The 25,097-nt window shown below is 54.4% G+C and carries 19 protein-coding genes and 1 tRNA gene; 12 read left to right on the forward strand and 8 right to left on the reverse strand.

From position 1 onward, the window contains the following. The first annotated feature begins 116 nt into the window (after positions 1 to 116). From galE to D4A39_RS12045, 7 genes are all read left to right on the forward strand, one after another. On the forward strand, positions 117 to 1,127 hold the full coding sequence (gene galE, locus D4A39_RS12015; protein ID WP_119918195.1) for a UDP-glucose 4-epimerase GalE: 1,011 nt from the start codon (positions 117 to 119) through the stop codon (positions 1,125 to 1,127). 35 nt (positions 1,128 to 1,162) lie between these two features. Continuing rightward, complete coding sequence (locus D4A39_RS12020) at positions 1,163 to 1,945, forward strand: sulfotransferase family 2 domain-containing protein (protein ID WP_119918196.1); 783 nt, start codon at positions 1,163 to 1,165, stop codon at positions 1,943 to 1,945. A 75-nt stretch (positions 1,946 to 2,020) separates the two neighbouring features. After that, on the forward strand, positions 2,021 to 3,322 hold the full coding sequence (locus D4A39_RS12025) for an oligosaccharide flippase family protein (RefSeq protein ID WP_119918197.1): 1,302 nt from the start codon (positions 2,021 to 2,023) through the stop codon (positions 3,320 to 3,322). A gap of 37 nt (positions 3,323 to 3,359) precedes the next feature. After that, on the forward strand, positions 3,360 to 4,328 hold the full coding sequence (locus tag D4A39_RS12030) for a glycosyltransferase family 2 protein (protein WP_119918198.1): 969 nt from the start codon (positions 3,360 to 3,362) through the stop codon (positions 4,326 to 4,328). A gap of 237 nt (positions 4,329 to 4,565) precedes the next feature. Further along, positions 4,566 to 5,312, forward strand: coding sequence for a class I SAM-dependent methyltransferase (locus D4A39_RS12035; protein WP_119918199.1), 747 nt, complete (start codon positions 4,566 to 4,568; stop codon positions 5,310 to 5,312). A 7-nt stretch (positions 5,313 to 5,319) separates the two neighbouring features. Next, complete coding sequence (locus D4A39_RS12040; RefSeq protein ID WP_119918200.1) at positions 5,320 to 6,264, forward strand: ATP-grasp fold amidoligase family protein; 945 nt, start codon at positions 5,320 to 5,322, stop codon at positions 6,262 to 6,264. 61 nt (positions 6,265 to 6,325) lie between these two features. Next, positions 6,326 to 7,177 carry a sulfotransferase family protein gene (locus D4A39_RS12045; protein WP_147393915.1) on the forward strand — a complete coding sequence of 284 codons (852 nt, stop codon included), beginning with the start codon at positions 6,326 to 6,328 and terminating at the stop codon, positions 7,175 to 7,177. Here D4A39_RS12045 and D4A39_RS12050 read toward each other — a convergent pair. From D4A39_RS12050 to D4A39_RS12075, 6 genes are all read right to left on the reverse strand, one after another. Next, positions 7,138 to 8,016 carry a glycosyltransferase family 2 protein gene (locus tag D4A39_RS12050; protein ID WP_119918202.1) on the reverse strand — a complete coding sequence of 293 codons (879 nt, stop codon included), beginning with the start codon at positions 8,014 to 8,016 and terminating at the stop codon, positions 7,138 to 7,140. The two genes, D4A39_RS12045 and D4A39_RS12050, sit on opposite strands and share 40 nt — an antisense overlap. Beyond that, complete coding sequence (locus D4A39_RS12055) at positions 8,013 to 8,834, reverse strand: glycosyltransferase family A protein (RefSeq protein ID WP_119918203.1); 822 nt, start codon at positions 8,832 to 8,834, stop codon at positions 8,013 to 8,015. Before D4A39_RS12055 ends, D4A39_RS12050 begins: the two co-directional genes overlap by 4 nt. Next, complete coding sequence (locus D4A39_RS12060; RefSeq protein ID WP_022985033.1) at positions 8,831 to 9,727, reverse strand: glycosyltransferase; 897 nt, start codon at positions 9,725 to 9,727, stop codon at positions 8,831 to 8,833. The genes D4A39_RS12055 and D4A39_RS12060 overlap by 4 nt, the downstream gene beginning before the upstream one ends. Next, entirely contained in the window at positions 9,724 to 11,040 is a 1,317-nt protein-coding gene (locus D4A39_RS12065; protein WP_233552473.1) for a sugar transferase, read from the reverse strand. Before D4A39_RS12065 ends, D4A39_RS12060 begins: the two co-directional genes overlap by 4 nt. A 310-nt stretch (positions 11,041 to 11,350) precedes the next feature. Beyond that, positions 11,351 to 11,426: transfer RNA gene (locus tag D4A39_RS12070), tRNA-Asn, on the reverse strand. A gap of 68 nt (positions 11,427 to 11,494) precedes the next feature. Then, positions 11,495 to 12,685, reverse strand: coding sequence for a pyridoxal phosphate-dependent aminotransferase (locus D4A39_RS12075; protein WP_022985031.1), 1,191 nt, complete (start codon positions 12,683 to 12,685; stop codon positions 11,495 to 11,497). 348 nt (positions 12,686 to 13,033) lie between these two features. Here D4A39_RS12075 and uvrB point away from each other — a divergent pair, with 348 nt between their 5' ends. Next, a complete protein-coding gene (gene uvrB / locus D4A39_RS12080; protein ID WP_119918204.1) occupies positions 13,034 to 15,052 on the forward strand; it encodes an excinuclease ABC subunit UvrB in 2,019 nt (672 codons plus the stop codon). A 138-nt stretch (positions 15,053 to 15,190) separates the two neighbouring features. Here the strand turns inward: uvrB and cysZ are convergent, their stop codons facing one another. Then, on the reverse strand, positions 15,191 to 15,964 hold the full coding sequence (gene cysZ / locus D4A39_RS12085; RefSeq protein ID WP_022985029.1) for a sulfate transporter CysZ: 774 nt from the start codon (positions 15,962 to 15,964) through the stop codon (positions 15,191 to 15,193). A 709-nt stretch (positions 15,965 to 16,673) separates the two neighbouring features. On the opposite strand from cysZ, the gene smc reads away from it, so the two are divergent. The 4 genes from smc (at position 16,674) to D4A39_RS12105 (ending at position 24,233) form a co-directional block, all read left to right on the forward strand. Next, the gene (gene smc / locus D4A39_RS12090) at positions 16,674 to 20,171 is read left to right on the forward strand and encodes a chromosome segregation protein SMC (RefSeq protein WP_119918205.1); all 3,498 of its coding nucleotides are present in this window, start codon (positions 16,674 to 16,676) and stop codon (positions 20,169 to 20,171) included. 55 nt (positions 20,172 to 20,226) lie between these two features. Further along, the gene (gene zipA, locus D4A39_RS12095; protein WP_022985027.1) at positions 20,227 to 21,150 is read left to right on the forward strand and encodes a cell division protein ZipA; all 924 of its coding nucleotides are present in this window, start codon (positions 20,227 to 20,229) and stop codon (positions 21,148 to 21,150) included. Positions 21,151 to 21,321: 171 nt separating this feature from the next. Beyond that, on the forward strand, positions 21,322 to 23,655 hold the full coding sequence (gene ligA / locus D4A39_RS12100) for an NAD-dependent DNA ligase LigA (RefSeq protein ID WP_119918206.1): 2,334 nt from the start codon (positions 21,322 to 21,324) through the stop codon (positions 23,653 to 23,655). Continuing rightward, positions 23,652 to 24,233, forward strand: a complete 582-nt coding sequence (locus D4A39_RS12105) for a transglycosylase SLT domain-containing protein (protein WP_022985025.1) — start codon at positions 23,652 to 23,654, stop codon at positions 24,231 to 24,233. The genes ligA and D4A39_RS12105 overlap by 4 nt, the downstream gene beginning before the upstream one ends. 230 nt (positions 24,234 to 24,463) lie before the next feature. Here D4A39_RS12105 and D4A39_RS12110 read toward each other — a convergent pair whose 3' ends face one another. Then, positions 24,464 to 25,087 carry a hypothetical protein gene (locus D4A39_RS12110; RefSeq protein WP_022985023.1) on the reverse strand — a complete coding sequence of 208 codons (624 nt, stop codon included), beginning with the start codon at positions 25,085 to 25,087 and terminating at the stop codon, positions 24,464 to 24,466. Positions 25,088 to 25,097 lie beyond the last annotated feature (10 nt).

Raw genomic sequence — 25,097 nt, forward strand, 5'->3', positions numbered from 1 at the left:
TGGGTGCCGGCCCGCAGCGTTCCTATCACTGTAGCGGTATGGAAAATCGCTTGCAGGTAAGCTCCTGCGTTAAGATTGTTGCTGTCTAGGACGAACCCCCGGAACAGGATGCCCCAATGAAAAAAGTGCTAGTGACCGGCGGAGCCGGCTATATCGGTTCTCATACCGTCCTGCTGCTGCTGGAAGCGGGATATGAGGTGGTGGTACTGGATAATCTTTCCAACAGCAGTGAGGAAAGCCTGCGGCGCGTGCAAACGCTGACAGGACGAGAGCTGACTTTTATCAAGGGTGACATTCGCGATGGAGAGTGCCTGGATACGCTGTTTTCCGACCACGACATCGCTTCGGTGATCCACTTTGCCGGTCTCAAGGCGGTGGGGGAATCGGTTGCTCAGCCGCTGCGCTACTATGATTGCAATGTTGTCGGGACGATCCGTTTGCTTGAGGCGATGGATCGTGCGGGTGTGCAGCGATTGGTATTCAGCTCGTCTGCCACGGTTTACGGTGACCCGGCCTCTGTTCCTATCCGAGAGGACTCGCCTCTGTGCGCCACCAACCCCTATGGGGCTACGAAGCTGCACATTGAGAATATGCTTCGCGATCTTTATCGCGCGGATAACCGCTGGGGGTTGGTATTACTTCGTTACTTCAACCCGGTAGGAGCTCATGAAAGCGGGAAGATTGGAGAAGACCCTGCCGGTATTCCCAATAACCTGATGCCATACATTGCCCAGGTCGCTGTAGGGAAGCGCGATAAACTCACTGTATTCGGTAGTGACTATCCAACCAAGGATGGAACCGGGGTTCGCGATTATATTCACGTTATGGATCTTGCTGCAGGGCATCTGGCCGCACTGGTGTTCCTGGAAGCCAATGGTGGACTGGAAACTGTGAATTTGGGAACAGGGAAAGGGTATAGCGTGCTGGAAATGGTGTCAGCTTTCGAACAGGCTTCCGGCAAGGAAATAACCTACGAATTGTCGGAGCGGCGTCCTGGTGATGTCGCAATATGCTTTTCGGATCCTCAGAGGGCGAAAGAGCGACTTGGCTGGGAAGCGAAACATGGAATTGGCGATATGTGTCGAGATCATTGGGCCTGGCAAAGTGCTAACCCCAATGGTTATTGATCATGAGAATGGTATAGCAGGCCCGAGGCATAAAAATGGGTGAGAAAGTAGATTTTATGAAGTTCTTTACGGTTGCACTTTTTGACCGGCTAAGACGAGTTGTTAAATTAATAGTGCACGCAGGCAAGTTCTTTGTCGCTGGCAAGATAGAAAAACCCGATTATTTGATTGTTGAAGACGTTGGTGTGGCATACCTGGTAATGCCAAAAGCCGCTTGCACATCTATAAAACGTTCAATGGTTGCCGCTGCAGAGGGTGAGCAAGTCGCGAATAATGTCGAAAAACGACGGGCAGCAATAGCACGGTTGATGATAAGGGGAAAAGTGAAGGGTCTGGAAGACAAATACGTGTTTACCTACGTAAGAAACCCCTTTGCTCGCCTGGTTTCAGCGTATATTAACAAGTTTGAAGATATGGAAAAAATAAAACGAAGCGGCTTTCTGTATGATGAGTATCTTGGCGGGTACTTGAAGCTGTCAGATTCATTTGAGGAGTTTGTAAGAAAAATAGCAAAAATTCCTGACCGGGTCTGCGATCGCCATTTTATGAGTCAGAGCTATCTGGTGGACCATCTGGCTCCCCACAAACCACAAGATATCTTCAAGCTGGAAGAGATCAATGAAAGCTATCCTTCTTTGGTGGAGAGGTTCGGCTTTTCCAGTCTTGAGTTTGCCAACCGGTCTGCCAGTTACGACTATCGGGACTACTATAAAAATAAAGATATTCTGGATCTTGTCTTCAACCGTTACCGGGAAGATGTGGAGAGATTTGGCTATCAATCGGACTATCAGGCAATAAAGGAATATATGGCTAATTAATCTGGCTTTTAACTGCGCCTTGCGGGTTGAATCACAGATCGCCGATGGCGAACTGGCTTCGGTGGGAATACGGAAATGCCTGATAAAGAGAATGTTAAAAAAAAGCGGGGAGGGCTGCTGTCCAAACTGTTAGGGATGGGTTTTTTCCGGATAGTTGCAATCCCGGTTAGCTTGATAACGAGCATCGTACTGGCCCGTAGTCTGGGGGCTGAATCTTTTGGCCAGTACTCATTCATGATGACTCTGCTCGCCGTACTTGCTGTTCCTGTTACAGGTGGAGTCAGGTCTATTCTGACAAGAGAAGTTGCAATTGCAAGGCACGATGAAGACCTGGACAGGTTCAAGAGTGTTGCAAGGGCAGCGTTTGTCTGGGTGGTTTCGTGTTCAGCATTGTTCTGCATGCTTGGGCTTCTGGCAATAGAGCTGTCACTTATACCTGATGGTGAAAAATGGTCCTACCTCTGGATCGTTATTGTGATGCTTCCCTTAATGGGGCTGGGGGCGGTCAGGGACGGGCTATTGAAGGGAATGAAAGAACCTTTTTGGGTTGTGTTTCTTTCCCTTTTCCTGCATCCGCTCTTTTTGCTTGCTATTGTCGCGCTGGTTTTCTGGTTTGGTGAGCTTACTGTTGCAAGTGGTCTGCTATCCCAAATGGTCGCGATGATCCTGGTTTTGTTTTTGTCATGGTTTGTGCTGACAAGCAAAGAAAGTTTTTCTGGTGCCAGGCAAGGTGAGCGGTATGCAGCGGGCAACTGGATAAGAATGTTGCTGCCCTTTTTCTTCATTAACCTGATAAAAGTCCTTGGAACCCATATGGCAATGTTGCTGCTTGGGTTTATGGATACTGACCAAGCCGTGGCTGCATTCCGGGTGGCTGAGCGAGGCGCGTATTTTGTCGGTATGGCATTGGTGTTAATAAATATTGTTATCCCGCCTTATATTGTCGAGGCATGGAGGAACCATGATCGACGTAAAGTAAAAAAGATCCTGTCACAGTCGGCTCTGAATGGTCTTCTGTTATCACTTCCCATTGCACTCGTGTTTATTGTGTTTGGCGAAAATATAGTGGGGATGGTTTTTGGTGATGACTTTAAAGAGATTTCTTATCTCCCTTTGGTAATATTGTCGATTGGGCAGCTGGTGAATGTTTTGTTTGGCGCGGCACTCATTTTGTTGGCAATGACAGGCTTTGAGCGCGATGTCGTCTGGTCGCAGTTGCTGGGGTTAATCGTAAGTGCGGGTATCGCTGTTGCCTTGATTCCACTGTGGGGTGCTTCTGGTGCCGCATTAGGTACAGTGGCTGGCCATTTTGTTGTTAATGTATTTGTTGCCTACTGCGTTATTAAACGGGTCAAGATTCGCCCCTCATTTTTATGAGGGGCGATTAAAAGAATAAGTGGAAGAGAGAAGGGATATGGGTGGGCTTTCAGTTGTTTTGCCGGTGTTCAATGCAGAAAAATATCTGAGATCGTCTTTGGAGGCCCTTGTTGAGCAGTCTGAGCACCCGGATGAGTTGGTTATCGTTGATGACGGTAGTACAGATGACTCGCTAAAAATTATTGATGAATTTGTGTTTCCTTTTCCTGTGATAGTGCATTCACAGGAAAACCAGGGGCCTGGCCCGGCCAGGAACACGGGAATTGATCTTGCAACGCAAGATTATGTTTACTTTCTGGATTCTGATGACATGCTTGCGCCCGATGCTATTGAGCGCTTCAAGCAGGTATTTGAAGATGAGCCGGAGGTCGAGTGTGTTCTTATATCTGGTGATTTGTTTCTGGATGAGGGAAATATCGACCGCAGCTGTTTTCCCGATCACTCTCGTGGCTTGCCTGCCGGGAGGGCTGACAGAAAGAAGATCATTTCTTGCTTTTGTGAGCAAGGGCGCTGGACTGTCAATGCCTTTCTCTATGTGACTAAACGATCGATATGGAAAGAGAAGGGATTGAAGTTTCATGAATATTTTCATGAAGATACGGAATTGTTTTATCGATTAATGCTTTCGGTAGATGAGTTTTTTGTGCTCGATGAGGTGCTCTATTTCAAAAGAGTCAGGCCATCATCGATCATGACTGGAGCAAAGAGCGATCAGCATCTAAAAGGGGCGGAAGTTCTCCTTGCGAGTCTGACCGAGAAAAAGAATAGTCTTTCAAGGTTGGAGAGGCGTTTTCTCTCTATCGCTTCAGCTTTGGCGGCAGTGAAATATGTTGCCATTTCAAAGGGTCTGAATGAAAAGATTGATTATCGGCTGATTTTTTCAAATTTTATTGCTTATCCGGATGTTCGTTACGTTTTAAAGCTCGCCGTCTTGTTTGTTCCAGGGGGTGGACGTGTCTGGGATTCTGCCAAGCGAATACCCGCATTAATTAAAACCAGGAATTAATATCTGGTTGTGTTTGGAAGAATAGTGTCAAATTAGGGGTTCCTGAATAAACCCTTGCATTCCCTGACGAGCATTAATGCCAGGGGGGGCTGAAGCTTGCAGTGGTTCTGTCTTTTCTCAAAGAATAAGCATGCATTGAGTTAATCGAAGGGGCTTAACTATTTATTTTGTTGCTAGCTGGTTTAGTTGGCAAATAATCAAGTGGTAATGAAATTTTAAATTTTAAAGGAATATAGCGTGTCTTTTTATACGGATGTATTTGACGTGCGGGGGGAAAGCTACAATGCAGCAATGGATCGCTTTCCTGACGCCAGAGAAAAAGAAAGGGCAATTCTCATTGAAATGCTCGATCCGAGGCCTGGTGAGCTTATTCTCGATGCTCCGGCCGGCGGCGGGTATCTGGCGGATGGACTTCATCGCACGGGCTCTGCCCCGGTTTGCGTCGAGCCATCTGAGGATTTTGCCAAGCCTCTTGGTGGTCGATATGAGACCTATCATTCTGATATTTTTCTGATGCCCGATTTCGGGCGCCCGCTCGACAAGGCTGGCAGTCTTGCGGGTTTGCATCATTTGGATCGAGAGCAAATTCTTGACTTTTTTAAAGGTTGCCACTCGGCGTTGAAAAGCGGTGGAGTAATCGCTGTTGCTGATGTGCTTGATGAAACCCCTGTGGCAACGTTTCTTAATGGCCCCGTTGACCAATGGACCTTGACGGGCCACGAAGGAGTGTTTTTTCGACGCGGAGATTTTACCTCTCTGCTTTCGGAGGCAGGCTTCGATAAAATTGAAGAGACATTTCGCGAATTCTATTGGACCTTTTCAACCTTTAATGACCTTGTTGGGTTTTGCCAGTCATTATTCGGGTTGGTGAAAGCAGACCAAAATGCGATTGCTTCTACGCTAACGGAGCTTTTGGGTGTTGATGAAGTCGAAGGCGGATTCGGACTTCGGTGGTCGCTTCTATACGCAAAAGCCGTGAAGTGAATCTGCAATGAAGATTTTCCTCTGGCGAATCGCCGTAAACGGCTTTTTTTGGCTTAGGCATCCTGTTCTAATCGCGTACTTTTATCGGCGAACAGGATGCTTTCCTGATATTGCCTTCCCGCGGTCGATCAACGAAAAGTTTCTGTGGCGAAAGCTTGTTGATCGCAACCCCGCGTTTATTACGCTCTCAGATAAAATCGCGTGTAAGGCATGGGTGGCGAAACAGGTTCCCGAACTTAACATATCCCCTGTTCGCTGGGAGGGCTCATCCATTGATGCGTTGCCTGAGGAACTGATAAGCCGAGCCGGCGTTTTGAAGGCAAATCATGGTTGTGGAACTAATCTTCTTGTTGAAGAAGGGGGAATCTCACGAGCAGAAATTGAGAGGGTGGCAAGTGACTGGCTTTCTTATAACCATGGTTATGAGCATGGTGAGTGGGCTTATTCCTGTGTGCCGCGTAAATATTTCTGGGAGGACTTGATAGCCGGAGTTTCCCGCGACCTTGATGAAGTCAAGATCTTTACCTTTGGTAAAGAAGTTAAACGAATTGTTCATATCTCAGGCCGCTTTAGTGAAATTCGGGCTAATGCATGGGAATATGACCCAAACGGTGAGCTGATAAGTAGCCCTGAACAGGCGACCGTAGCCGGTCAGGATCATAAGTTGACCTTGCCCGCTGGAATTGAAGAGGCAGTCGATATTGCCAGTCTGCTTGGTTCTCATTTTGATCATGTCAGAGTGGATCTGCTTTTTGATGGGGCGCATTGGTGGTTGGGCGAAATTACGGTTTATAACCAGGCAGGTTATATGTATATCCCCTCGGCGTCTGATCCTGATTCCAGCCTCTCCAGATCATGGGATATCAGGAATGCCTATTTCTTCAATGGGCAACCCAAAGGGTTCATCGCTTCCTGCTATGCCAATGTGCTGAATCAGTTTCTTCTCAGGTAATCAACGCCTGATTATTCGCGATGTATTGGAGGTGAATTTGGAGTCGGGTATCGACAAAATAATGCCAGAGAATGCTAAAGGGATGTTCACGATTAAGTCTTTGGTGATTCATAAGGTAACTTTTCGCTTCTTGTTCAAGTATCTTTTGAAGCGTGCAGTCACCAAAATCGAAGACTGGTTTTTTCGCCCTGTCAGAATTACGGTTAATACGGTTTTTGTTGTTGGTTGTGGGCATAGTGGGACCACCCTGTTGGCAGCAAAGCTTGGAAGACATAACGATATTCTTTCCATCGGTAAAGAAAGCAATCTTTTCCTCCCGTACAAAAACTCCCTTTATATGTCTTCAAGAATTCTCGCCGAATGGCAGGATTTTGCACTCTCCGATAAAAAACAATGCGTGTTAGAAAAAACACCGAAGCATCTTTACTGTGTGGATAGAATTAGCAAGGTTGCACCAGACCATAAAATGGTTGCCATGATTCGAAATCCTCTGGACACGGTTTCATCCCTTAATAAGCGTTTCCATGATCTGGATTTATGTATTGATCGGTGGATAAACGATAATAATCAGGTGCTTGCATTGGCCGAGAAGGAGCAGGTTTTGGTGGTTCGGTTCGAGGATCTTACGATGTCGCCCGAGAAGGTCTTTGGTGAGGTTTGTCGTTTTGCCGGCCTGTCTTATGATCCTGCTATTCTCGATGCGGGAGAGACGGCCTATCTGGACAATGAAACCACTAGCTCGAATATGCGCGTCAGGTCCCGGCAGGTATCAAGAAAAATCACTCAAAATATTGATGGCTGGAAAGCGTCTTTGTCAGAAGATCAGGCTCGCTATGTCATTCAGCGTACCAGAGTCGTAGCGGAACAGCTCGGTTATGCTTTACGCGATGAGCCCGGCGGGCCCTTGGGCTGAATTTTCTTGTCCGTAGTGTGTAACAGTCCGAGCTTGGTTGATAGCCCGGGTGCTTTAGTTCTCAGTATTCCCCTGATTGCATACTGAAAAAAATAGTAAGCACTTGTGAGCAGAGAGAGCCCTTCGATTTGTCTGTAGATCTTCCAGTTGTAGCTCGCACTGACTTTTTTGTTGCTTGATAAAGACTGGTCATGCACGAGATAGTCTGTCAGCGGGGTATTAATCCCCCTCGCTTCCGGAATTAATTTAAGGATGCGTAACCACAGCCCGTAATCTTGCCTTCTGCGGATATCCGGCATGTAGACTTTGCCAATAGCTTTAGAGTCATATATAGCCGTCGAGCATCCTATGTAGTTTGTTTTTAACAATTCCCGATAGTTTATCTTTTTGGGGACACCAACCCAATTGATGAGCGCCCCTTCAGGGGTTGATCTGCTGTAGGCGGTATAGGAAAGCGGGCACTGTTGTTCGATCATCCATTTGATTTGTGTGCTCAGTTTTTCTGTTTCCCATTGATCGTCAGCATCAATAAATGCAATGAACTGTCCTGTTGCGTGCTCGATTCCATGGTTTCTCGCCTTGGCTGCGCCGCCGTTGTTCGCAAGCTGTAATACCTTGATACGGCTGTCAGTCCTTGCCAGTTTCAGTGCCACATCATAGGTGTTGTCAGTGGAGCGATCGTCTATAAGCAGCAGCTCCCATTCCTGGAAAGATTGGGCCAGAACGGAGTCGACGGTTTTTTTAAGCGTGTGTTCTGCATTAAAGCAGGGAGTGATGATGCTCACTGTGGGGGCCGTAACGGAAAGAGATGCTTCAGCGAAATCGTGATGTTGCTTCATCGTTTATTATCTCGCATCCCGTTCGCGATTGATGGACCATGGACCAGAGAGCTTAGAACCCACAGCATGCCGATGGGTGAGCGGTTATAGTAAGAGGCTCTTGCACCCCACCAAATGGCAAGCGTAATGCCGGTGATACCCCCGACATGCCTTGCAATAATTCCTTTTGATCTCACCAATGCTTGATTTTTCCAGCTATTGCCGGGTTTTCGTTCTTCGAGCAGGCAAGGGTGACTGATGATCGGGCGGTTCAAGTGTTGAAAAATGAGCCCTGACGCAAGCGCGTCCAGCAAGAACAGGTTTTCTTCTCCAGAGGGAAATGCGGTACCCAAGCCAATTTGTGTATTGAACTTGATTCCAGCATCCTGGATTTTCTGCCTTGGGGCAATGATTTCGATAGAGCTTGTTCTAAGTGCACCAACCTTTCCCTCTCTGTTTCGAGAGTAGTCTTTATAAAGGTTGTCGCAATCAGAGCATTTTATCTGGCCAATATGAACGGCGGAGTGGTTCCCAAGCTGTCGAAGTAGCCAGTTAAGGTCCTGGTTATCGATCGCCACATCATCGTCAAGAAACCAGACAAAGTCGCCTTTGGAAATTTCAAGAGCAGCATTTCGACTATGGCTGAGACCCAGGGTATCAAGATATTCGATCCGTACCGTACCTGAATCTGTTCCGTTTTCTGCCTCTGAGGCGCCCCCTTGAACCAGAATAAGCATCTCTACCGAATCGCACGGCGTAAGCTTATCAAATACTGTAAGTGCGGCGTCTAGCCTGGATGTAAGGGTGCTTATAGCAAGCGTTAACTTGGTGTGGCTCATCGTGCCCTCGCCATCATCAACTTCAATAACCGGATATGCTTTGCCAGGCTGGGTACGTTTTGGTCTAGGTAGAGACTGACTGCGGGTTTCCAGTTTTTTGTTGAAATGACGGAAAACAGCTCCCACAGGGGGATCTTTTTACCAGAGTGCTGCATTTCCAGTAGCTTTAAGGATTTTTTGTGTTCTTTGTTCATTAATGCGGCATGCTTTTGTCTGAATAACTGCAGGCCCCTTTCTTTTTTTTGCGAGCTGCTCGAGATCCGGTTTTCGTGCTCGGTATGAGTGATGTAGCTTGGCAGATCTATTTTCAGAATCGGTCCGTAGTCACATGAGAGGCGTAGCCATGCATCGTAATCCTGAAATGCCGGCAGGTTTTCATCAAAGCCTCCGATGCTCTTGAGCCTTTCGGTCAGCGTGAAAACCTGGTTACCAATCTTGTTGTAATGGAGCTGATCTTCTGTGTGAAAGACTCCTCGGTCAGCATTCCTTAAAACACGATCATTGTTACCCAGTTGTACAAAGGTGGTTGTCGATACAGCCGCATATTTTTCATGATCAAATGCTTCCAGCATTTGTTCAATTCGATTTGGCAGGAATTCATCATCATCATCCAGCCCGGTAATAAAGAGCCCCTTTGCATTCATGATGGCTGTATTTCTTGCTCCACATGCCCCTTTTTGATGTCTGTTTGTTAACAGGGTGAACCCTTTCTGGCAGGACAGCTGCTCTAGTTTTTTCTGATGGATGGATTCGGAGCTATCGTCCACTACCAGGATTTCAAGGTTGTCATAACCTTGGCTAAGCACCGAGTCTACGGCGCGCTCAAGCATCTCGGGCCGGTTGTATGTCGGTATGTAGACTGTTACCAGCGGCCAATTCATGCGAGTGCTCATATCGCTCCGAACCCTGTGAAAATTGTTCTTAATGTGCGAATAACAATTAAGAAATCCAGTCCAGGCGAGAGATGCTTGATGTAATAGAAATCGTGCTCGACTTTTTCTTTTGTACTTTCGGTGTCTGCTGCGTAGCCATGATTTACTTGTGCCCAACCGGTAATTCCAGGGCGGACGATATGGCGATAGCTATAGTAGGGGACTTCGTTCTCAAACTGTTCGACAAATCCGGGTTGTTCCGGTCTTGGGCCAATCAGGCTCATGTCGCCTTTGAAGACATTCAGAAACTGCGGTAGTTCATCAATGCGAAACTTGCGTATGAAGGCCCCCAGGCGGGTAATTCGATGCGCGTCCTGATCGGCAAACTGTGGCGCTGCGTTGTCTTCCTCGAGCGGGCGCATTGATCGGAACTTGTACATGCGGAAGACGGTGTTCCCCTTTCCGATTCGTTGCTGTACAAAAATAGCCGCTCCGGGTGAATCCAGCCGAATCAGAAGGGCGACCACAATACACACAGGGATTAGCAGTGGCGCCACCGCAAGAGTTGCCGCGATATCGAAGGCTCTCTTGGCTGCAAGATAGACCGGCTGCGGTTGCAGGTTGGCGAGATCTGTACTTTGCAGCGTGGCGAGATTGACTTTGCCATCGAGTGTTTCTGTTACCTTGCGGGCATTGAAAACCGGTATGCCGGAAATGTTGCAGTGGCTGATAAAGCGTATCCAGTCGCTCCCAAGTTCTGCGTCCATGTCCACCACAATCCCATCAAAGCGGGTTTCGCCAAGTTCGGGCTTTTCAAGTGTCCTGAACTCGAGATTTTTGGCATTTCGGGGCAGTAAGTTTTCAATGGCCGGGGAGGGGACGATAGCGACTTTGAGCTTTCGGAATCGCCTGCTGATGAGTACGCCAAGCAGTTGAACGGCAATTAAAAGAGTACAGCCAATAATCAACGAACTGCGCGCGTAACCAATACGGACTAAAAGAACTACCATCATCGCCAGTGAGATGGCGAGCAGGCTGGTGCCAAGTATGTGGGAAAGCGCTTTGCCGCCCGCAAACTTGGCGATGTTCTTGCTCAGATATACGCTGATGACGTAGATAACGGATAGCAGTACCAGGGTGATGGATTGGTTGCTGTTTTGCACCCAGGTTTGATAGCTGAGAAATTGTGCGCCGAGAACGATGCTTGTGAGTCCCCAAAAATGTCCAATCAATGGGTTTAGCAGAATTCGCTCATACCACCGATTATGACGGGACGGGGAAATGGTAATCGGACCCTTGTGCATGTTCAGTTCGTTCCGGCTCGAAAGTGTCAAAGCCTGTCTCCATATGATGGATAGCCTCAGGCGGTGGGGGATTCTACCATGATGGCAACCATCCTCAATTCGATGCTATTCCGGACGGCGTAATTTATCCTGTGAGCGGGGATGGCTACACCGCGAGTCTTTTATCGATATGTGATGCGCTAATGTGCTGGCAGGTTTGTGTCTTCGGGGTGGGTGACAACGGCGGCCCGGTATAGTCTTGTGTCTGTGTCGTGGTGGGTAGTTGCTCACGATGGACAGAAAAGCCGCCAATCATTGGGCAAAGAAAAAGGGCCTACCCGATGGGTAGGCCCTTTCTATTTGGCTCCGCCTGCTGGGCTCGAACCAGCGACCCAATGATTAACAGTCATTTGCTCTACCAACTGAGCTAAGGCGGAATGTCTTGAGGCGCGTATATTAGTGACGCGCCCCGGGGTCGTCAACACCCCGGGGGTGCGTTTGTTGCTTATTTAGCCAGTGCCTTCTCAATTCGGCTGATGGCTTCCTTCAGGGTGTCCATGCCAACGGCAAAAGACAGGCGCATGCAGCCGGGGGCGCCGAAGGCGGAACCGGGTACCAGTGCCACTTCTGCGGTCTCCAGCAGCAGGGCGGCCAGATCGGTATCGGTTTCGATGCCGTCCATGTTGGCGATTGCCTCAGAGAAGTCCGGGAACGCATAGAAGGTGCCGTCGCCCTGGGCGCATTTCACGCCGGGCAGGGCATCCAGTGCTGCGGTCAGGTAGTCATGGCGCTCCTTGAATGCCTTGACCATCTCGTCGACACAGCCTTGGTCGCCAGCCAGCGCGGCTTCTGCGGCGGCCTGGCTGATGGAGGCCGGGTTGGAGGTGGACTGGGACTGCACTTTCTTCATGGCCGCAATCAGTTTCTGCGGGCCAGCGGCATAGCCGATGCGCCAGCCGGTCATGGAGTAGGCCTTGGAGACCCCATTCATGACTACGGTGCGGTCGTACAGCTCCGGGGTGGCGTTGACGATGTTCACGAACGGCTTGCCGGTCCACAGGATGTGCTCGTACATGTCGTCGGTGGCGACGATGATGTCCGGATGTTTCTTCAGCACGTCACCCAGGGCAGCCAGCTCTTCGATGGAATAGGCCATGCCGGAGGGGTTGGAGGGGCTGTTGATCACGAACAGGCGGGTTTTCGGGGTGATCGCAGCTTCCAGTTGCTCCGGGGTGATCTTGAAGCGACTGTTTACGTCGGTTTCGATGATTTTCGGTACGCCGCCAGCGACCAGCACCATGTCCGGGTAGCTGACCCAGTAAGGGGCGGGGATGATGGCTTCGTCGCCGTCGTTCAGCAGGGCCAGAGCCATGTTGAAGAAGGACTGCTTGCCACCGCTGGAGACCAGAATCTGGTTGGCTTCATAGTCCAGGCCGTTATCGCGCTTGTACTTGTCGATAATGGCTTTTTTCAGACCGGGAGTGCCGTCGACCGGGGTGTATTTGGTCTTGCCGGCGTTAATCGCTTCAATAGCGGCCTGCTTGATATGTTCCGGGGTATCGAAATCCGGCTCACCGGCACCCAGCCCAATAATGTCTTTGCCCTGAGCGCGCAGCTCACCGGCTTTTGCGGTGATGGCCAGGGTGGGAGAGGGCTTGATGCGTTGTACGCGGTCGGAAAGGCTGATATCGGACATGCACTCCTCGTTCGTCTGAGTAGTCGCTCGGCGGCGCTTTTGACGCAGCGTCGGACGTAGAAAGGGGCGTGCATTTTACCGGACTTGGTAGCTAATGTCCCGTATTTCCTGTGGGGGCGGGGAGGCTTCGCGGTCGAACGACCGCTCCCACGTCGGGCAGGAGGTGTTTTCTGTGGGGGCGGTCGTTCGACCGCGATTGACTGGCTCATCAGAATCCTCGAGGTGCCGCCGCCCCCGCAGAGGGGTTGCTGTCATCACGCCTTTGCCATGCCAGCTCTGCTACACTAGGTGCCGATTTTGCCACTGTGATTTTGCTGCCCTCCGGGCGGCGGCCATCAGGAAGCCCTCATGTCTGAAAGCCTGTTCAAGCTCCATTCCGATTACCAGCCTGCGGGTGATCAGCCCACTGCGATTGCCCAGCTGATCGAGGGGATCAACGATGGTTTGGGGCATCAGACCCTGCTGGGGGTAACCGGGTCGGGCAAGACGTTCACCATGGCCAATGTGATCCAGCAGACCGGGCGGCCGACGATCATCATGGCACCCAACAAGACGCTGGCGGCGCAGTTGTACGGGGAGTTCAAGGAGTTCTTCCCGGAAAACGCAGTGGAGTATTTCGTCTCGTACTACGATTACTACCAGCCGGAAGCCTATGTGCCGAGCTCCGATACCTTTATCGAGAAAGATGCGTCGGTGAACGAGCAGATTGAGCAGATGCGCCTGTCGGCCACCAAGGCGATTCTGGAGCGACAGGACACCATCATCGTGGCCACGGTATCAGCCATTTATGGTCTGGGTGATCCGGCCAGCTACCACGCGATGGTATTGCACCTGGTGCGTGGCGACAGCATCGATCAGCGTGATCTGCTGCGCCGTCTGGCGGAGCTGCAGTACACCCGCAACGAAATGGATTTTCGCCGGGCCACGTATCGAGTGCGCGGCGATGTGATCGATATCTTTCCGGCGGAAGAAGAAAAGGAAGCGGTGCGCATCGAGTTGTTCGACGATGAGGTGGAGTCCATCAGCATTTTCGATCCGCTCACCGGCGAGGTGATCAAGCGGGTCAGTCGCATCACGGTGTACCCCAAGAGCCACTACGTCACCCCACGGGAGGTGGTGTTGAAAGCGGTGGACATGATCAAGGAAGAGCTGGATGAGCGGCTCAAGGAATTGAAAGAGCAAAACAAGCTGGTGGAAGCCCAGCGACTGGAGCAGCGCACCCGGTTCGATATCGAAATGCTGCAGGAACTGGGTTACTGCAACGGGGTGGAAAACTATTCCCGTTTGTTTTCCGGTCGCGCCCCTGGCGAAGCGCCGCCGACCCTGTTCGATTATCTGCCCGAGAATGCGCTGCTGATTGCGGACGAGTCCCATGTGACCATCCCGCAGTTGGGAGCCATGTATAAAGGTGACCGCTCCCGAAAGGAAACGCTGGTCAACTTCGGCTTCCGGCTGCCTTCCGCCATGGATAACCGTCCGTTGAAATTCGAGGAGTGGGAGCAGCTGGCCCCCCAGATGGTGTTTGTGTCGGCGACCCCTGGCCCCTATGAGGAGAAGTACGCGGGCCAGGTGGTGGAACAGGTGGTGCGCCCCACCGGCCTGGTGGACCCACAAATCGAGATTCGCCCGGCTACCACCCAGGTGGACGACTTGCTGGGGGAGGCCAAAGAGGCCATCGAGAAGGGCGAGCGGGTGTTGGTGACCACGCTCACCAAGCGCATGGCAGAGGACCTGACCGAGTACCTGGGCGAGCATGGGATCAGTGTGCGTTATCTGCACTCCGACATTGATACCGTGGAGCGGGTAGAAATTATCCGTGACCTGCGGCTGGGCAAGTTCGACGTGTTGGTGGGGATCAACCTGTTGCGAGAAGGCCTGGATATGCCGGAAGTTGCGCTGGTGGCGATTCTGGATGCCGACAAGGAAGGTTTCCTGCGGGCCGAGCGCTCGCTGATCCAGACGATTGGCCGTGCTGCGCGGAATGTGAAGGGACGCGCCATTCTTTATGCCGACAAGATGACCGGCTCCATGGAGCGGGCCATCGACGAAACCAACCGTCGCCGGGAGAAGCAGGAAGCCTTTAACAAGGCGAATGGCATCACCCCGCAGGCCCTCAACAAGAAAGTCCGTGACATCATGGACGACAGTGGCGGCAGCCAGTTTGACCGCAAGGCGGGCAAGGGCCCGCAGAAGAAAGTGGCCGAGCCAACCTCACCCTACGAGTCCATGTCACCCGCTCAGCTGGCCAAGGAAATCGAAAAGCTGGAAGCGAAGATGATGGCGCACGCCAAGAACCTGGAATTCGAAGATGCGGCGGCGACAAGGGATCAGATTCATCAGCTGCGTGAGTTAGGTTTTATGCGCTAGAGAGCAGTTAACAGTGAATAGTTAACAGTGAACAGTGCGCGTTAAGCTTTTTAGGTTCCTGGAACCATGAGGCCGCGCCCATGGGTTGGGCGCGGCCTCATTGCTTGAAGACAAAAACAAACGCGGCTCGCGCCGCTGTTAACTGTTAACTGTTCCTTGTTCACTCAGCTGCTCCACCCAAATCAGCGTCCCCGCAATTACCGCCACCGGCATGATGAACAGGTTAACCAGCGGGATCATGGTAAGCGCCATGACCACGGCGCCGAAGGTGAGTACCAGCCAACGTCGGGTTTTCAGTCGCTCGAGCATTACCTCGAAGGGGACCTGGCGGTTATCGGCGCCGAAATCGATGTACTGCATGCCCAGCAGCCAGCCGGACCACAGGAACCAGATGGCGGAGGCGAACACGTTGATGACCGGGATGAAGTAAATGACCCCGACCACCAGCAGAACCAGCAGGGCACGCCACAGCCAGTACCAGGTTTTGCGCAGTTCGCGCTTGAAGGTCCGCACGATCATGGCGGGGATGGATTCTTCCGGCATGGGGTGACCGGTCACCTGGAAATCCACTTTTTCCGCCAGGAACCCCATGAACGGTGCCGCGATCAGCTGCACGCCGATGGAGAAGATGCTGGCGAACAGCGCCAATAACAGGATCCACACCAGGATGATGGCGGCATCGAGGATGAAGTCGATGGCACCGTTCAGGAAGCTCCAGGTGCCGGTGAGGGCCCAGTCGGCGGTGCTGGCGGTGATCCAGCCGGCAATCCAGCTGCCGCTGGCCCAATACAGGCCACCGAACACCAGGATGTTGAAAATCAGCGGCACAATGACATACGGCCGCAGTTCCCGGGTGCGGGCCAGCTGCAGGCTGCGTTTGAGGTAGCTGATGGCGTCGGCAATCTGGGACACAGGCAATCCTTGGGTAAGAGCAGCTGCGAGCTTGGAGCTGTCGGCTGCGAGGAAAAGACAGGTTGTGGAAATGGTACCTGTCGCGTCCCCTGCTGCACAGGGTGGGGGAAAGCGGCAAGCTGCCAGGAAAGGCACCATCCTTTCCTGTGGGAGCGGTCGTTCGACCGCGATTGGCGAAGCATCAGCTTTTCGGTGGAATCACTGCTAGGCCTGGCCGCTGCTCAATCATCAAATTCGGTAAAAGCTGACCGACCTTGGGCATGCAGTGTGCTGAGTAAGGCGTGTAGCGGTCTTTATCGGTATCTCGCCTGATGAATTCACTGCCGGTTGTCGCTAGACTTAGCCCTTTTGACAGGCTGTTAAAAAGCCCGTTGCGTACTCAGTCTTTCAGGCTGGTTCGCAATCTAGGCGCGCTTTTGAAGGTGTATGTCCATCCATCAAGAAAGCGCAACAACGAGTGCGGGCCAGCCTGGAAGACCCGTAGGGCGCGGCCTGAAGGGCGCATCTGCTGCGCTTTGCCGCTAGGAAAGGGAACGACCATGTCCGTCGCGACAAAACACAACAGCTGCACCCTTCAGGCCACGCTGAGCATGCAAGGGGCTTTTCAACAGCCTGTTATGCCCACGGTGCGCCGTTACGGCTTAAGGGGGCGGCGAAACACAGATTTTCGCCCATTATTTGGCCTGCTGGCCCGAGTTAAGCAGACACTATGCGACTGAAATCCATAAAACTGGCCGGGTTCAAGTCCTTTGTGGACCCTACCACCACCAATTTCCCGGAAAATCTCACCGCTGTGGTGGGGCCCAACGGGTGTGGGAAGTCCAATATCATTGATGCGGTTCGCTGGGTGATGGGGGAATCCTCCGCCAAGCACTTGCGCGGCGAGTCCATGGCCGACGTGATTTTCAACGGCTCCAACGCCCGCAAACCGGTGGCCCAGGCCTCTATCGAGCTGATCTTCGATAACTCCGATGCCACCGTCACCGGTGAATACGGCAAGTTCAACGAGATTTCCGTCAAGCGCCAGGTGACCCGGGATGGCCAATCCAATTATTTCCTGAATGGCACCAAATGCCGTCGCAAGGACATTGCCGATATCTTCTTGGGTACGGGCCTGGGGCCGCGCAGTTACGCGATTATCGAGCAGGGCATGATTTCCCGCCTGATCGAGGCGAAACCGGAAGAGCTGCGGGTTTACATCGAAGAAGCCGCCGGGATCTCCAAGTACAAGGCGCGTCGTCGTGAGACGGAAAACCGCATCCGCCGTACTCGCGAGAACCTGGAGCGCCTGACCGACATCCGCGAAGAACTGGAGCGCCAGCTGGAGCGCTTGAGCCGTCAGGCCAGTGCGGCGGAAAAGTACAAGCAATACAAGGAAGAAGAGCGTCTCAAGGGCGCTCAGCTCAAGGCATTGCGCTGGAAAGGCCTGGATACCCAGGTGCAGCAGCTTGACCATGTGATTGGCGAGCTGGACGTCTCCATCGAAGCCAAGGTGGCGGAGCAGCGCCATGTGGATGCCGAGGTGGAGCGGCTCCGAGAGCAGCACCACGAGGTGCAGGAGCGGTTTAACGAAGTGCAGCAGCACTTCTACGCCCTGGGTGCCGAGGTGGCGCGGCTGGAGCAGAACATCCAGAACCAGCGCGAGCGCAAGCAGCAGCTCTATGAAGAGCTGGATCAGATCAATGCCAGCTTCCGGGAGTCCGACGAGCACCTGACGATGGACACGGAAAAAGTGGCCGAGCTGGATGCCATTCTGGCCGAGCGTGAGCCCGAGCTGGAAATGATCAGCGAGCAGCAGGAGGTCTCCAGTGAGGCGCTGGCGCTGGCCGAAGAGGCCATGCAGAACTGGCAGCAGGCATGGGAAGAATTCAACGGCAAATCTGGCGAATCGCGCCGGCAGGCCGAGGTAGAACAGTCCCGCATCCAGCATCTGGAGAAATCCCAGGAGCGCCTGCAGGACCGCATTGAGCGGCTCAAGAAAGAGCAGGAGTCTCTGGACGCCGGCCCGCTGGCGCAGGAAATGCGTCAGCTGGAAGAGCAGGTGGAGCAGTTCCGTGCCCAGACCGAGGAAAGCGAGCTGCGCAGTGAGAGCCTGCAGGAAGAGATTAACCAGATGCGCCGCGAAAACGGCGATCGGGGCCGCCAGCTGGAAGAGGCCCGCGAGAAGCTGCAGGCGCTGAAAGGCCGTCGCACCTCGCTGGAAGCCTTGCAGAAAGCGGCCATGGGCGATGACGGAGCGGTCAGTGACTGGCTCAATCGCCACGAGCTCGACGCCGAGCCGCGGTTGGCAGATCAGGTCCAGGTGGCGGAAGGTTGGGAGAAGGCCCTCGAAGCGGTGCTTGGCGACGCCCTGCAGGCCGTGGCGGTCAACGGGCTGGATCAGGTCAGCGATTGGCTGGGCGATCTGGATCATGGTCGTCTTGCGTTGGTGAGCCCAGCCGGTGTCAAAGGCGAGGGCAGTGCGGGCGACTTGCTCCGTGACAAGGTTGACGGTCAGGTCCCGGAAGGGCTGCTGGCCGGGGTGTATGTGGCCGATAACCTGGATGCAGCCCTGACCCTGCGCGGGCAGCTGGCGGCGCACGAGTCGGTGGTGACCCGTGACGGTATCTGGCTCGGGCCGGACTGGCTGAAAGTGGCCAAAGAGGAAGACCAGGAAGCCGGCATTCTGGAGCGACGCCGCGAACTGGAAAGCCTGGAAGACCAGATTGAGACCCTGCAGGTCACCGTGGATGAGCTCAAGGAGCAGCTGGAAAGCACCCGTGAGCAAATCGGTGAGCTGGAGGAAGAGCGTGAGGACGTTCAGCGCCAGGCGGCGCGCCTGAACCGCGATCTGGGCGAGATCAATGCCCAGGTCAGTGCCCGTCAGGTGCGTCTGGAGCAGATCACCATGCGCCGTGAGCGCCTTGGCAAGGAAATGGACGAAGCCAACGAGCAGCTCGAGCAGGAACAGGAACAGATGAAAGAGGGCCGGGCGGTGCTGGCGGAAGCGCTGGACGCCATGGAGGCGGACAGTGGCCAGCGCGAAGCGCTGTTGTCACGCCGTGACGAACTGCGTCTGAAGCTCGACGAGGCCCGCCAGAAGGCCCGTCATGACCGGGATCAATCCCACCAGGTCGCTATGGAAGTGCAGGGGGCCAAGACTCAGGCCGATTCCCTGCGCCAGAACCTGTCTCGCCTGGAAGCGCAGGTGCAGGCCATGGCCGAGCGCAAGGCCCTGCTGGAAGAGCAGACCCGGGAGGGCGACGACCCGGGCGCCGAGCTGCAGCAACAGCTGGAAGAAAAGCTGGCAGTGCGCCTGGAGGCAGAGCACAAGCTCACCGAAGCCCGCCGTGAGCTGGAAACCGTGGACCACGAGATGCGCAATCTGGAAGGCCAGCGTGGGCAGTACGAGCGCCAGGCCCAGGAAATCCGCAGCACCATGGACCAGAAGCGCATGCAGTGGCAGGATCTGAGCACCCGTCGCCAGACGGTGGCGGAGCAGCTGTCCGAGCAGAACTTCGACCTGAAGACGATTCTCGACAACCTGCCCGAGGAAGCCAACGAACAGGAGTGGGCGCAGGAGATGGACCTGATCGGGCAGCGCATTTCCCGTTTGGGCCAGATTAACCTGGCGGCCATTGATGAGTATCAGCAGCAGTCTGAGCGCAAGAACTACCTGGACAGCCAGAATGACGATCTGGAAGACGCCCTCAAGACCCTGGAAAACGCCATTCGCAAGATCGACCGCGAAACCCGGGCGCGCTTCAAGGAGTACTTCGACCGGATCAACCGCGGCTTGCAGGAGCTGTTCCCGAAGGTATTCGGCGGCGGCCATGCCTACCTGGAACTGACCGGCGAAGACCTGCTGGATACCGGGGTGGCGATCATGGCGCGGCCGCCCGGCAAGCGGAACAGCACGATTCACCTGTTGTCCGGTGGTGAGAAGGCGCTCACCGCATTGTCACTGGTGTTCAGTATCTTCCAGCTCAACCCGGCACCGTTCTGTCTGCTGGATGAGGTAGATGCCCCGCTGGATGACGCCAACGTGGGCCGTTTCTGTAACCTGGTGTCGGAAATGTCTGCAAAAGTCCAATTCATCTACATCACACACAACAAGATTGCGATGGAGATGGCTGCTACCCTGATGGGGGTGACCATGCACGAGCCTGGGGTCTCCCGTCTGGTATCGGTGGATGTGGAAGAAGCTGCCGAAATGGCAGCCATGTGAGGAATACGTGTCGCCTTCGGGCGACATAATCAGCGTAAGCAAGGAAGACGAGGCAATGGGCCTGAACCTGGAAACACTGATTGGCATTCTGGTAATTCTGATTCTGCTGATTCTCGCCGACGGCGTGCGGCGCATGATTCGTGAGCGGCATGGCCGGTTGCGCATGCGTATCGACCCCCGTTACCGGGATGCGCAGGAGGAAGAGCAGGACGGTTATAACCCGGAGGTGATAGGTACTGCCCGGGTTGTGCGTGAGGCTATCAAGCAGGACAGTATTTTTCCGCAGGACACGGCCGAGCAGGAAGCAACCCCGCCCACGGTCATGGAACCGGATGAAGCGGTTAGCGAGGCCCGTGCCGCCGAGCAGCAAAGCCTGTTCGCCGGCGATGAACCGGCAGAGCCCGAGGTTGTGCAGGAGCCGGCCTACGAGGCCGCCCCTGAGCCTGAGCCCGTGCCAGAGCCCACCCCGGAACCTGAACCGGCTCCGGCGCCGAAGGCCCAGAAGCCGGCAGCACGCAAGCCCGAGGCCCCCCGTGAACCCCAGCCCGTGCTGGAAGTGATCGTGGTGCACCTGATTGCCCGTCGTGGCGCGCCCTTTGACGGCGGTGAGTTGCTGCGGATGTTGCTGGAGTCCGGTCTGCGCTATGGTCAGATGAATATCTTCCATCGCCATGTCAGTGTGGATGGCCGTGATCAATTGCAGTTTTCCATGGCCAATGCGGTGGAGCCGGGTACCTTCGACCTGGATACCATGGAAGAAAAAACCTTTGCCGGGGTTACCTTTTTCATGAAGCTGCCAGGCCCGACCGATGCCATCGGTTCGCTGGATCGCATGTTGTCCATCTGCCAACGCCTGGCCACGGAACTGGACGGCGAACTGAAGGACGAACAACACAGCGTGCTGACCCCGCAGATGATGGAACACCTGCGTCAGAAGGTGCAGGAATTCGAGCGTCGCCAGCGGGTGCCGAGCGCGTAACAGCCGCTGTGAGCTACGAGCTGTCAGCTATGAGTAAAATCAAAACCGTAGGGCGGAAATTGCTATTGGCAATCTCCGCCGTTTTTTTGGCGAAGATCGGCCGTCGCCGATTTCTGCCCTACGGGCGAATCGCTGTTAACTATTCACTATTAACTGTTCACTGCCTTTAACGTGCCCAATAACAACGACCTTTCCCAACAAGCCCAATCCCTTCGCGACCAGCTCAACGACTGGTCCTACCGTTACTACGTTCTCGACGATCCGGCGGTGCCGGATGCGGAATATGACCGCCTGTATCGTGAATTGAAGGCGTTGGAAGACGCACATCCGGAACTGATAACGGGGGATTCGCCGACCCAGCGGGTGGGTGATGTGCCGCTGGATGCCTTTGATCAGGTTCAGCATGAAGTGCCCATGCTCAGCCTCGACAATGTGTTTGACGACGACGAACTGCGGGCGTTTGATCAGCGGGTACGTGAACGCCTGGATGTTGATGGCGAGGTGGCTTATGTCGCCGAACCCAAGCTGGATGGTCTGGCCATTTCCCTGCTCTATGAAAACGGTGAACTGGTGCGAGCCGCCACCCGTGGTGACGGTCAGACCGGCGAGAACATTACTACCAATGCGCGCACTATTCGTTCAGTGCCACTGACGTTGCGTGGAGAGAAACTGCCTGAGCGGCTGGAAGTGCGCGGCGAGGTGGTGATGCCCCATGCCGGCTTTGCCAAATTAAATGAGCGCCAGGAAGCCGCCGGGCAGAAGGTCTTCGCCAACCCGCGTAATGCGGCGGCAGGGAGTCTGCGTCAGCTGGATTCTCGCATCACTGCCGATCGTCCGCTGGAATTCTATGCCTATTCCATGGCGCAGCTGGAAGGCGTGGATGAGCCGGCCACCCACTCCGGCATGCTCGATATGCTGCGTGACTGGGGCCTGCGGGTGAACCCGGAAGTGCGGGTCTGCCAGGGCGTGGACCAGTTGCTGACCTTTTATCATGGAATTCTCGACAAGCGTGATCGGCTCGATTACGACATCGATGGTGTGGTGTACAAGGTGGACCGCTTTGATTGGCAGCGGGATCTGGGCTTTGTCAGCCGCGCGCCGCGCTGGGCCACCGCCCACAAATTCCCGGCTCAGGAAGAGCTGACCACGCTCAACGGCGTCGACTGGCAGGTCGGTCGTACTGGCGCGTTGACGCCGGTGGCGCGGTTGGAGCCGGTGTCGGTGGGGGGCGTCACGGTCAGTAATGCCACCCTGCACAATATGGATGAGATCCAGCGGCTGGATATTCGTATCGGCGATACCGTGGTGGTGTACCGGGCCGGGGACGTGATTCCCAAAGTGGTTCGCCCTATCCCTGAGCGGCGCCCGGCGGAGGCTCAAATCATCACCTTGCCCGGCCATTGTCCGGTTTGTGGCAGCGATATTCTCCGCGGCGATGGCGAAGTGGTGGCTCGCTGTACCGGCGGTTTGATCTGTGGTGCCCAGCAACGCGAGGCGATCAAGCATTTCGCGTCGCGGCGAGCCATGGATATTGATGGGTTGGGCGACAAGCTGGTGGACGCCCTGGTGGATCAGGAACTGATTGCCACGGTGGCCGACCTGTACCGTCTCAAGTCCGAGCAAGTGGCCGGGCTGGAAAGGATGGGCGACAAGTCCGCCGAGAACCTGATTGCTGCCCTCGAGGTCTCGAAGACAGTGAGTCTGGGGCGCTTCCTGTTTTCCCTGGGCATCCTGCAGATTGGCGAGGAAACGGCCAAGAACCTGGCCGATTGCTTCGGTGATCTGCAAACCATTCGCCGGGCGCCGCCGTTGTTGCTGCTGGCGGTGCCCGATGTGGGCATGGAAGTGGCCAAGGCCATTGGCGCTTTCTTTGCCGAAGCTGACAACGAAGCGGTGATCGATGGACTGCTGTCGGCAGGGGTGTCGCCCCAATCCGATGGCCAACCCTCGGCAGCCTTTACTGCCTCCCTGACGCTGGCACACCTGCTGAAATCTGCCAAGCGCCTGGGCATGGATCTGGAAGGCATTGGTGACAAGTCGCTGGAAACCCTGGCCAGCCATTACACCACCGTGGCCGGGCTGGTGGCAGGGGCGGCGGAAGGCGCGGGAGCAGAACCCAAGGGCGTGCGCTCTGGTGTCATGCTGCAACTGCGCAAGGCGCTGGCGGAGAACCAGTGGCAGGCACGGCTGGAAGATGCCGAAGCCATGGCCAGCGAACTGCAGGCACGGGCACCGGCCCAGGCGGAGAGCCGCCCACTGGATGGCCAGACCTGGGTGTTGACCGGCACGCTGGAAGCCTTTACCCGGGATCAGGCCAAGAAAGGGCTGCAGCAGCTGGGGGCAAAAGTGGCCGGCTCGGTGTCGAAGAACACGTCCATGGTCGCCGCAGGTGCCTCGGCGGGCTCCAAACTGGCCAAGGCCGAGGCGCTGGGGGTTGAGGTGTGTGACGAGGCCGCGCTACTGTCCTTGTTCAACGAGCACGGTATCGACCCGGGAGCATTATGAAACACTGGCTGACCCTGTTGCTGATGGCATTGGTCTTGAGTGGCTGTGCCGGCACGCCCACTAACACAGACAATGTGTGTGCGGTGTTCGATCAACGGGGGGGCTGGTTTAACAACTGGTACAAGTACGCCAGGAACACCGAAAAGGAATACGGCGTACCGGTACCGGTGCTGATGGCGACCATCTACAAGGAATCCGGTTTCAACGCCAAGGCCAAACCGCCGCGAACCAAGCTGCTGGGTTTCATCCCCTGGAAACGTCCGTCGACGGCCTATGGCTACCCCCAGGCGCTGGACAGCACCTGGGACTGGTACAAACAGGAAACGGGGCGTCGTGGTGCCGACCGTGATGATTTCAAGGACGCTATCCAGTTTGTGGGCTGGTATCACTACCAGAGCTACAAGAAGAATGGCGTGCCCCGCAACGACACCTACAGTCTGTATCTCAATTATTATGCCGGCCACGGAGGCTATGCCCGTGGTACCTGGAAGAACAATAAATGGATGAAAGGTGCCGCCCAGCGCACCGCGCAGATGGCCAACCGTTATGAGCAGCAGATGAAGGGCTGCGGTCGCTAGTTGTCACGTTTCGGGTGGTTTCGTCGTGGTTGTTTGCCCCGTGTAGACGTCAGATGCCCAACTAGACCTCGCAAGTTTCCCTCAAATCTGCGAAGAACCCTTTTCGTCGAACGAGGATTTGAGGGAATGGCTCACCGCACGCTCCTGCGAAGAGGCGGGCTTATCCACTTAGAGCCAAAAAAAAGCCCACCGAAGTGGGCCTGGAAGGTGGAGACAATGGAGTTGCTGTTTTACGGGTAAATGCCGGCCTCCGAAATGGCATCGGTGATGGTCTTGGCGTAGTGTGAGGCACCTTTCTCCAGTCCTTTGAAACCGCCGGTGTTGAAGCTCACGGTGCGTCCGGTCCAGACAATGGCCTTCTGGTCTACGTCCCAGAGCTCGAGCCGGGCAGTATAGATATCCTCGTTTACAAAGAAGTCCGGGCTGTAAACCTGGGGGGTCATGGTCATGCCGGCACTGGCCGGAACGCTGACACCGGGATCGCCTTTGACTTCAACCGTCTTGGAGGTCTGGTCTTCAAGATGAATGGCCAGAGCGCTGTCAAAGCCGTTTTCCTTCATGCGTTTTGCCAGGTAATCCAGGCTTTTGCCTTCAACGCCCTTGTCCCCAAAGACGGTGTAGGCCGCTGTAGCTTTGACACCCATTTCGGCGAAGCGGGCAACGATGGCATCTTCCAGGTGGCCGCGCAGTTCATGATCGACCAGAACGCCCACCACAAGGGATTGGTAAGGCCCTTTCGGGGTAGCCTGGGTGCCCGTGTCGGAATTGATCACTTTGGTATCGTGGTAGCCGCTGAGGCAGGCTGACAGTACGACAGCAAGCACGGCAGTAAGAGCAATCTTCAGTTGTTTCATAGTCTCATCC

The sequence above is a fragment of the Alcanivorax profundi genome, assembly GCF_003597125.1.
Lineage (GTDB): Bacteria > Pseudomonadota > Gammaproteobacteria > Pseudomonadales > Alcanivoracaceae > Alcanivorax > Alcanivorax profundi.

What these genes read in the sequence shown, in the direction of transcription:
- D4A39_RS12040 (WP_119918200.1), top strand. Translation starts at nt 5,320, where the DNA reads ATGAAGATTTTCCTCTGGCGAATCGCCGTAAACGGCTTTTTTTGGCTT.
- D4A39_RS12055 (WP_119918203.1), bottom strand. Translation starts at nt 8,834, where the DNA reads ATGAGCCACACCAAGTTAACGCTTGCTATAAGCACCCTTACATCCAGG.
- uvrB (WP_119918204.1), top strand. Translation starts at nt 13,034, where the DNA reads ATGTCTGAAAGCCTGTTCAAGCTCCATTCCGATTACCAGCCTGCGGGT.
- D4A39_RS12075 (WP_022985031.1), bottom strand. Translation starts at nt 12,685, where the DNA reads ATGTCCGATATCAGCCTTTCCGACCGCGTACAACGCATCAAGCCCTCT.
- D4A39_RS12110 (WP_022985023.1), bottom strand. Translation starts at nt 25,087, where the DNA reads ATGAAACAACTGAAGATTGCTCTTACTGCCGTGCTTGCTGTCGTACTG.
- D4A39_RS12105 (WP_022985025.1), top strand. Translation starts at nt 23,652, where the DNA reads ATGAAACACTGGCTGACCCTGTTGCTGATGGCATTGGTCTTGAGTGGC.
- D4A39_RS12030 (WP_119918198.1), top strand. Translation starts at nt 3,360, where the DNA reads ATGGGTGGGCTTTCAGTTGTTTTGCCGGTGTTCAATGCAGAAAAATAT.
- zipA (WP_022985027.1), top strand. Translation starts at nt 20,227, where the DNA reads ATGGGCCTGAACCTGGAAACACTGATTGGCATTCTGGTAATTCTGATT.
- D4A39_RS12020 (WP_119918196.1), top strand. Translation starts at nt 1,163, where the DNA reads ATGGGTGAGAAAGTAGATTTTATGAAGTTCTTTACGGTTGCACTTTTT.
- D4A39_RS12025 (WP_119918197.1), top strand. Translation starts at nt 2,021, where the DNA reads ATGCCTGATAAAGAGAATGTTAAAAAAAAGCGGGGAGGGCTGCTGTCC.
- galE (WP_119918195.1), top strand. Translation starts at nt 117, where the DNA reads ATGAAAAAAGTGCTAGTGACCGGCGGAGCCGGCTATATCGGTTCTCAT.
- D4A39_RS12060 (WP_022985033.1), bottom strand. Translation starts at nt 9,727, where the DNA reads ATGAGCACTCGCATGAATTGGCCGCTGGTAACAGTCTACATACCGACA.
- D4A39_RS12050 (WP_119918202.1), bottom strand. Translation starts at nt 8,016, where the DNA reads ATGAAGCAACATCACGATTTCGCTGAAGCATCTCTTTCCGTTACGGCC.
- D4A39_RS12045 (WP_147393915.1), top strand. Translation starts at nt 6,326, where the DNA reads ATGCCAGAGAATGCTAAAGGGATGTTCACGATTAAGTCTTTGGTGATT.
- smc (WP_119918205.1), top strand. Translation starts at nt 16,674, where the DNA reads ATGCGACTGAAATCCATAAAACTGGCCGGGTTCAAGTCCTTTGTGGAC.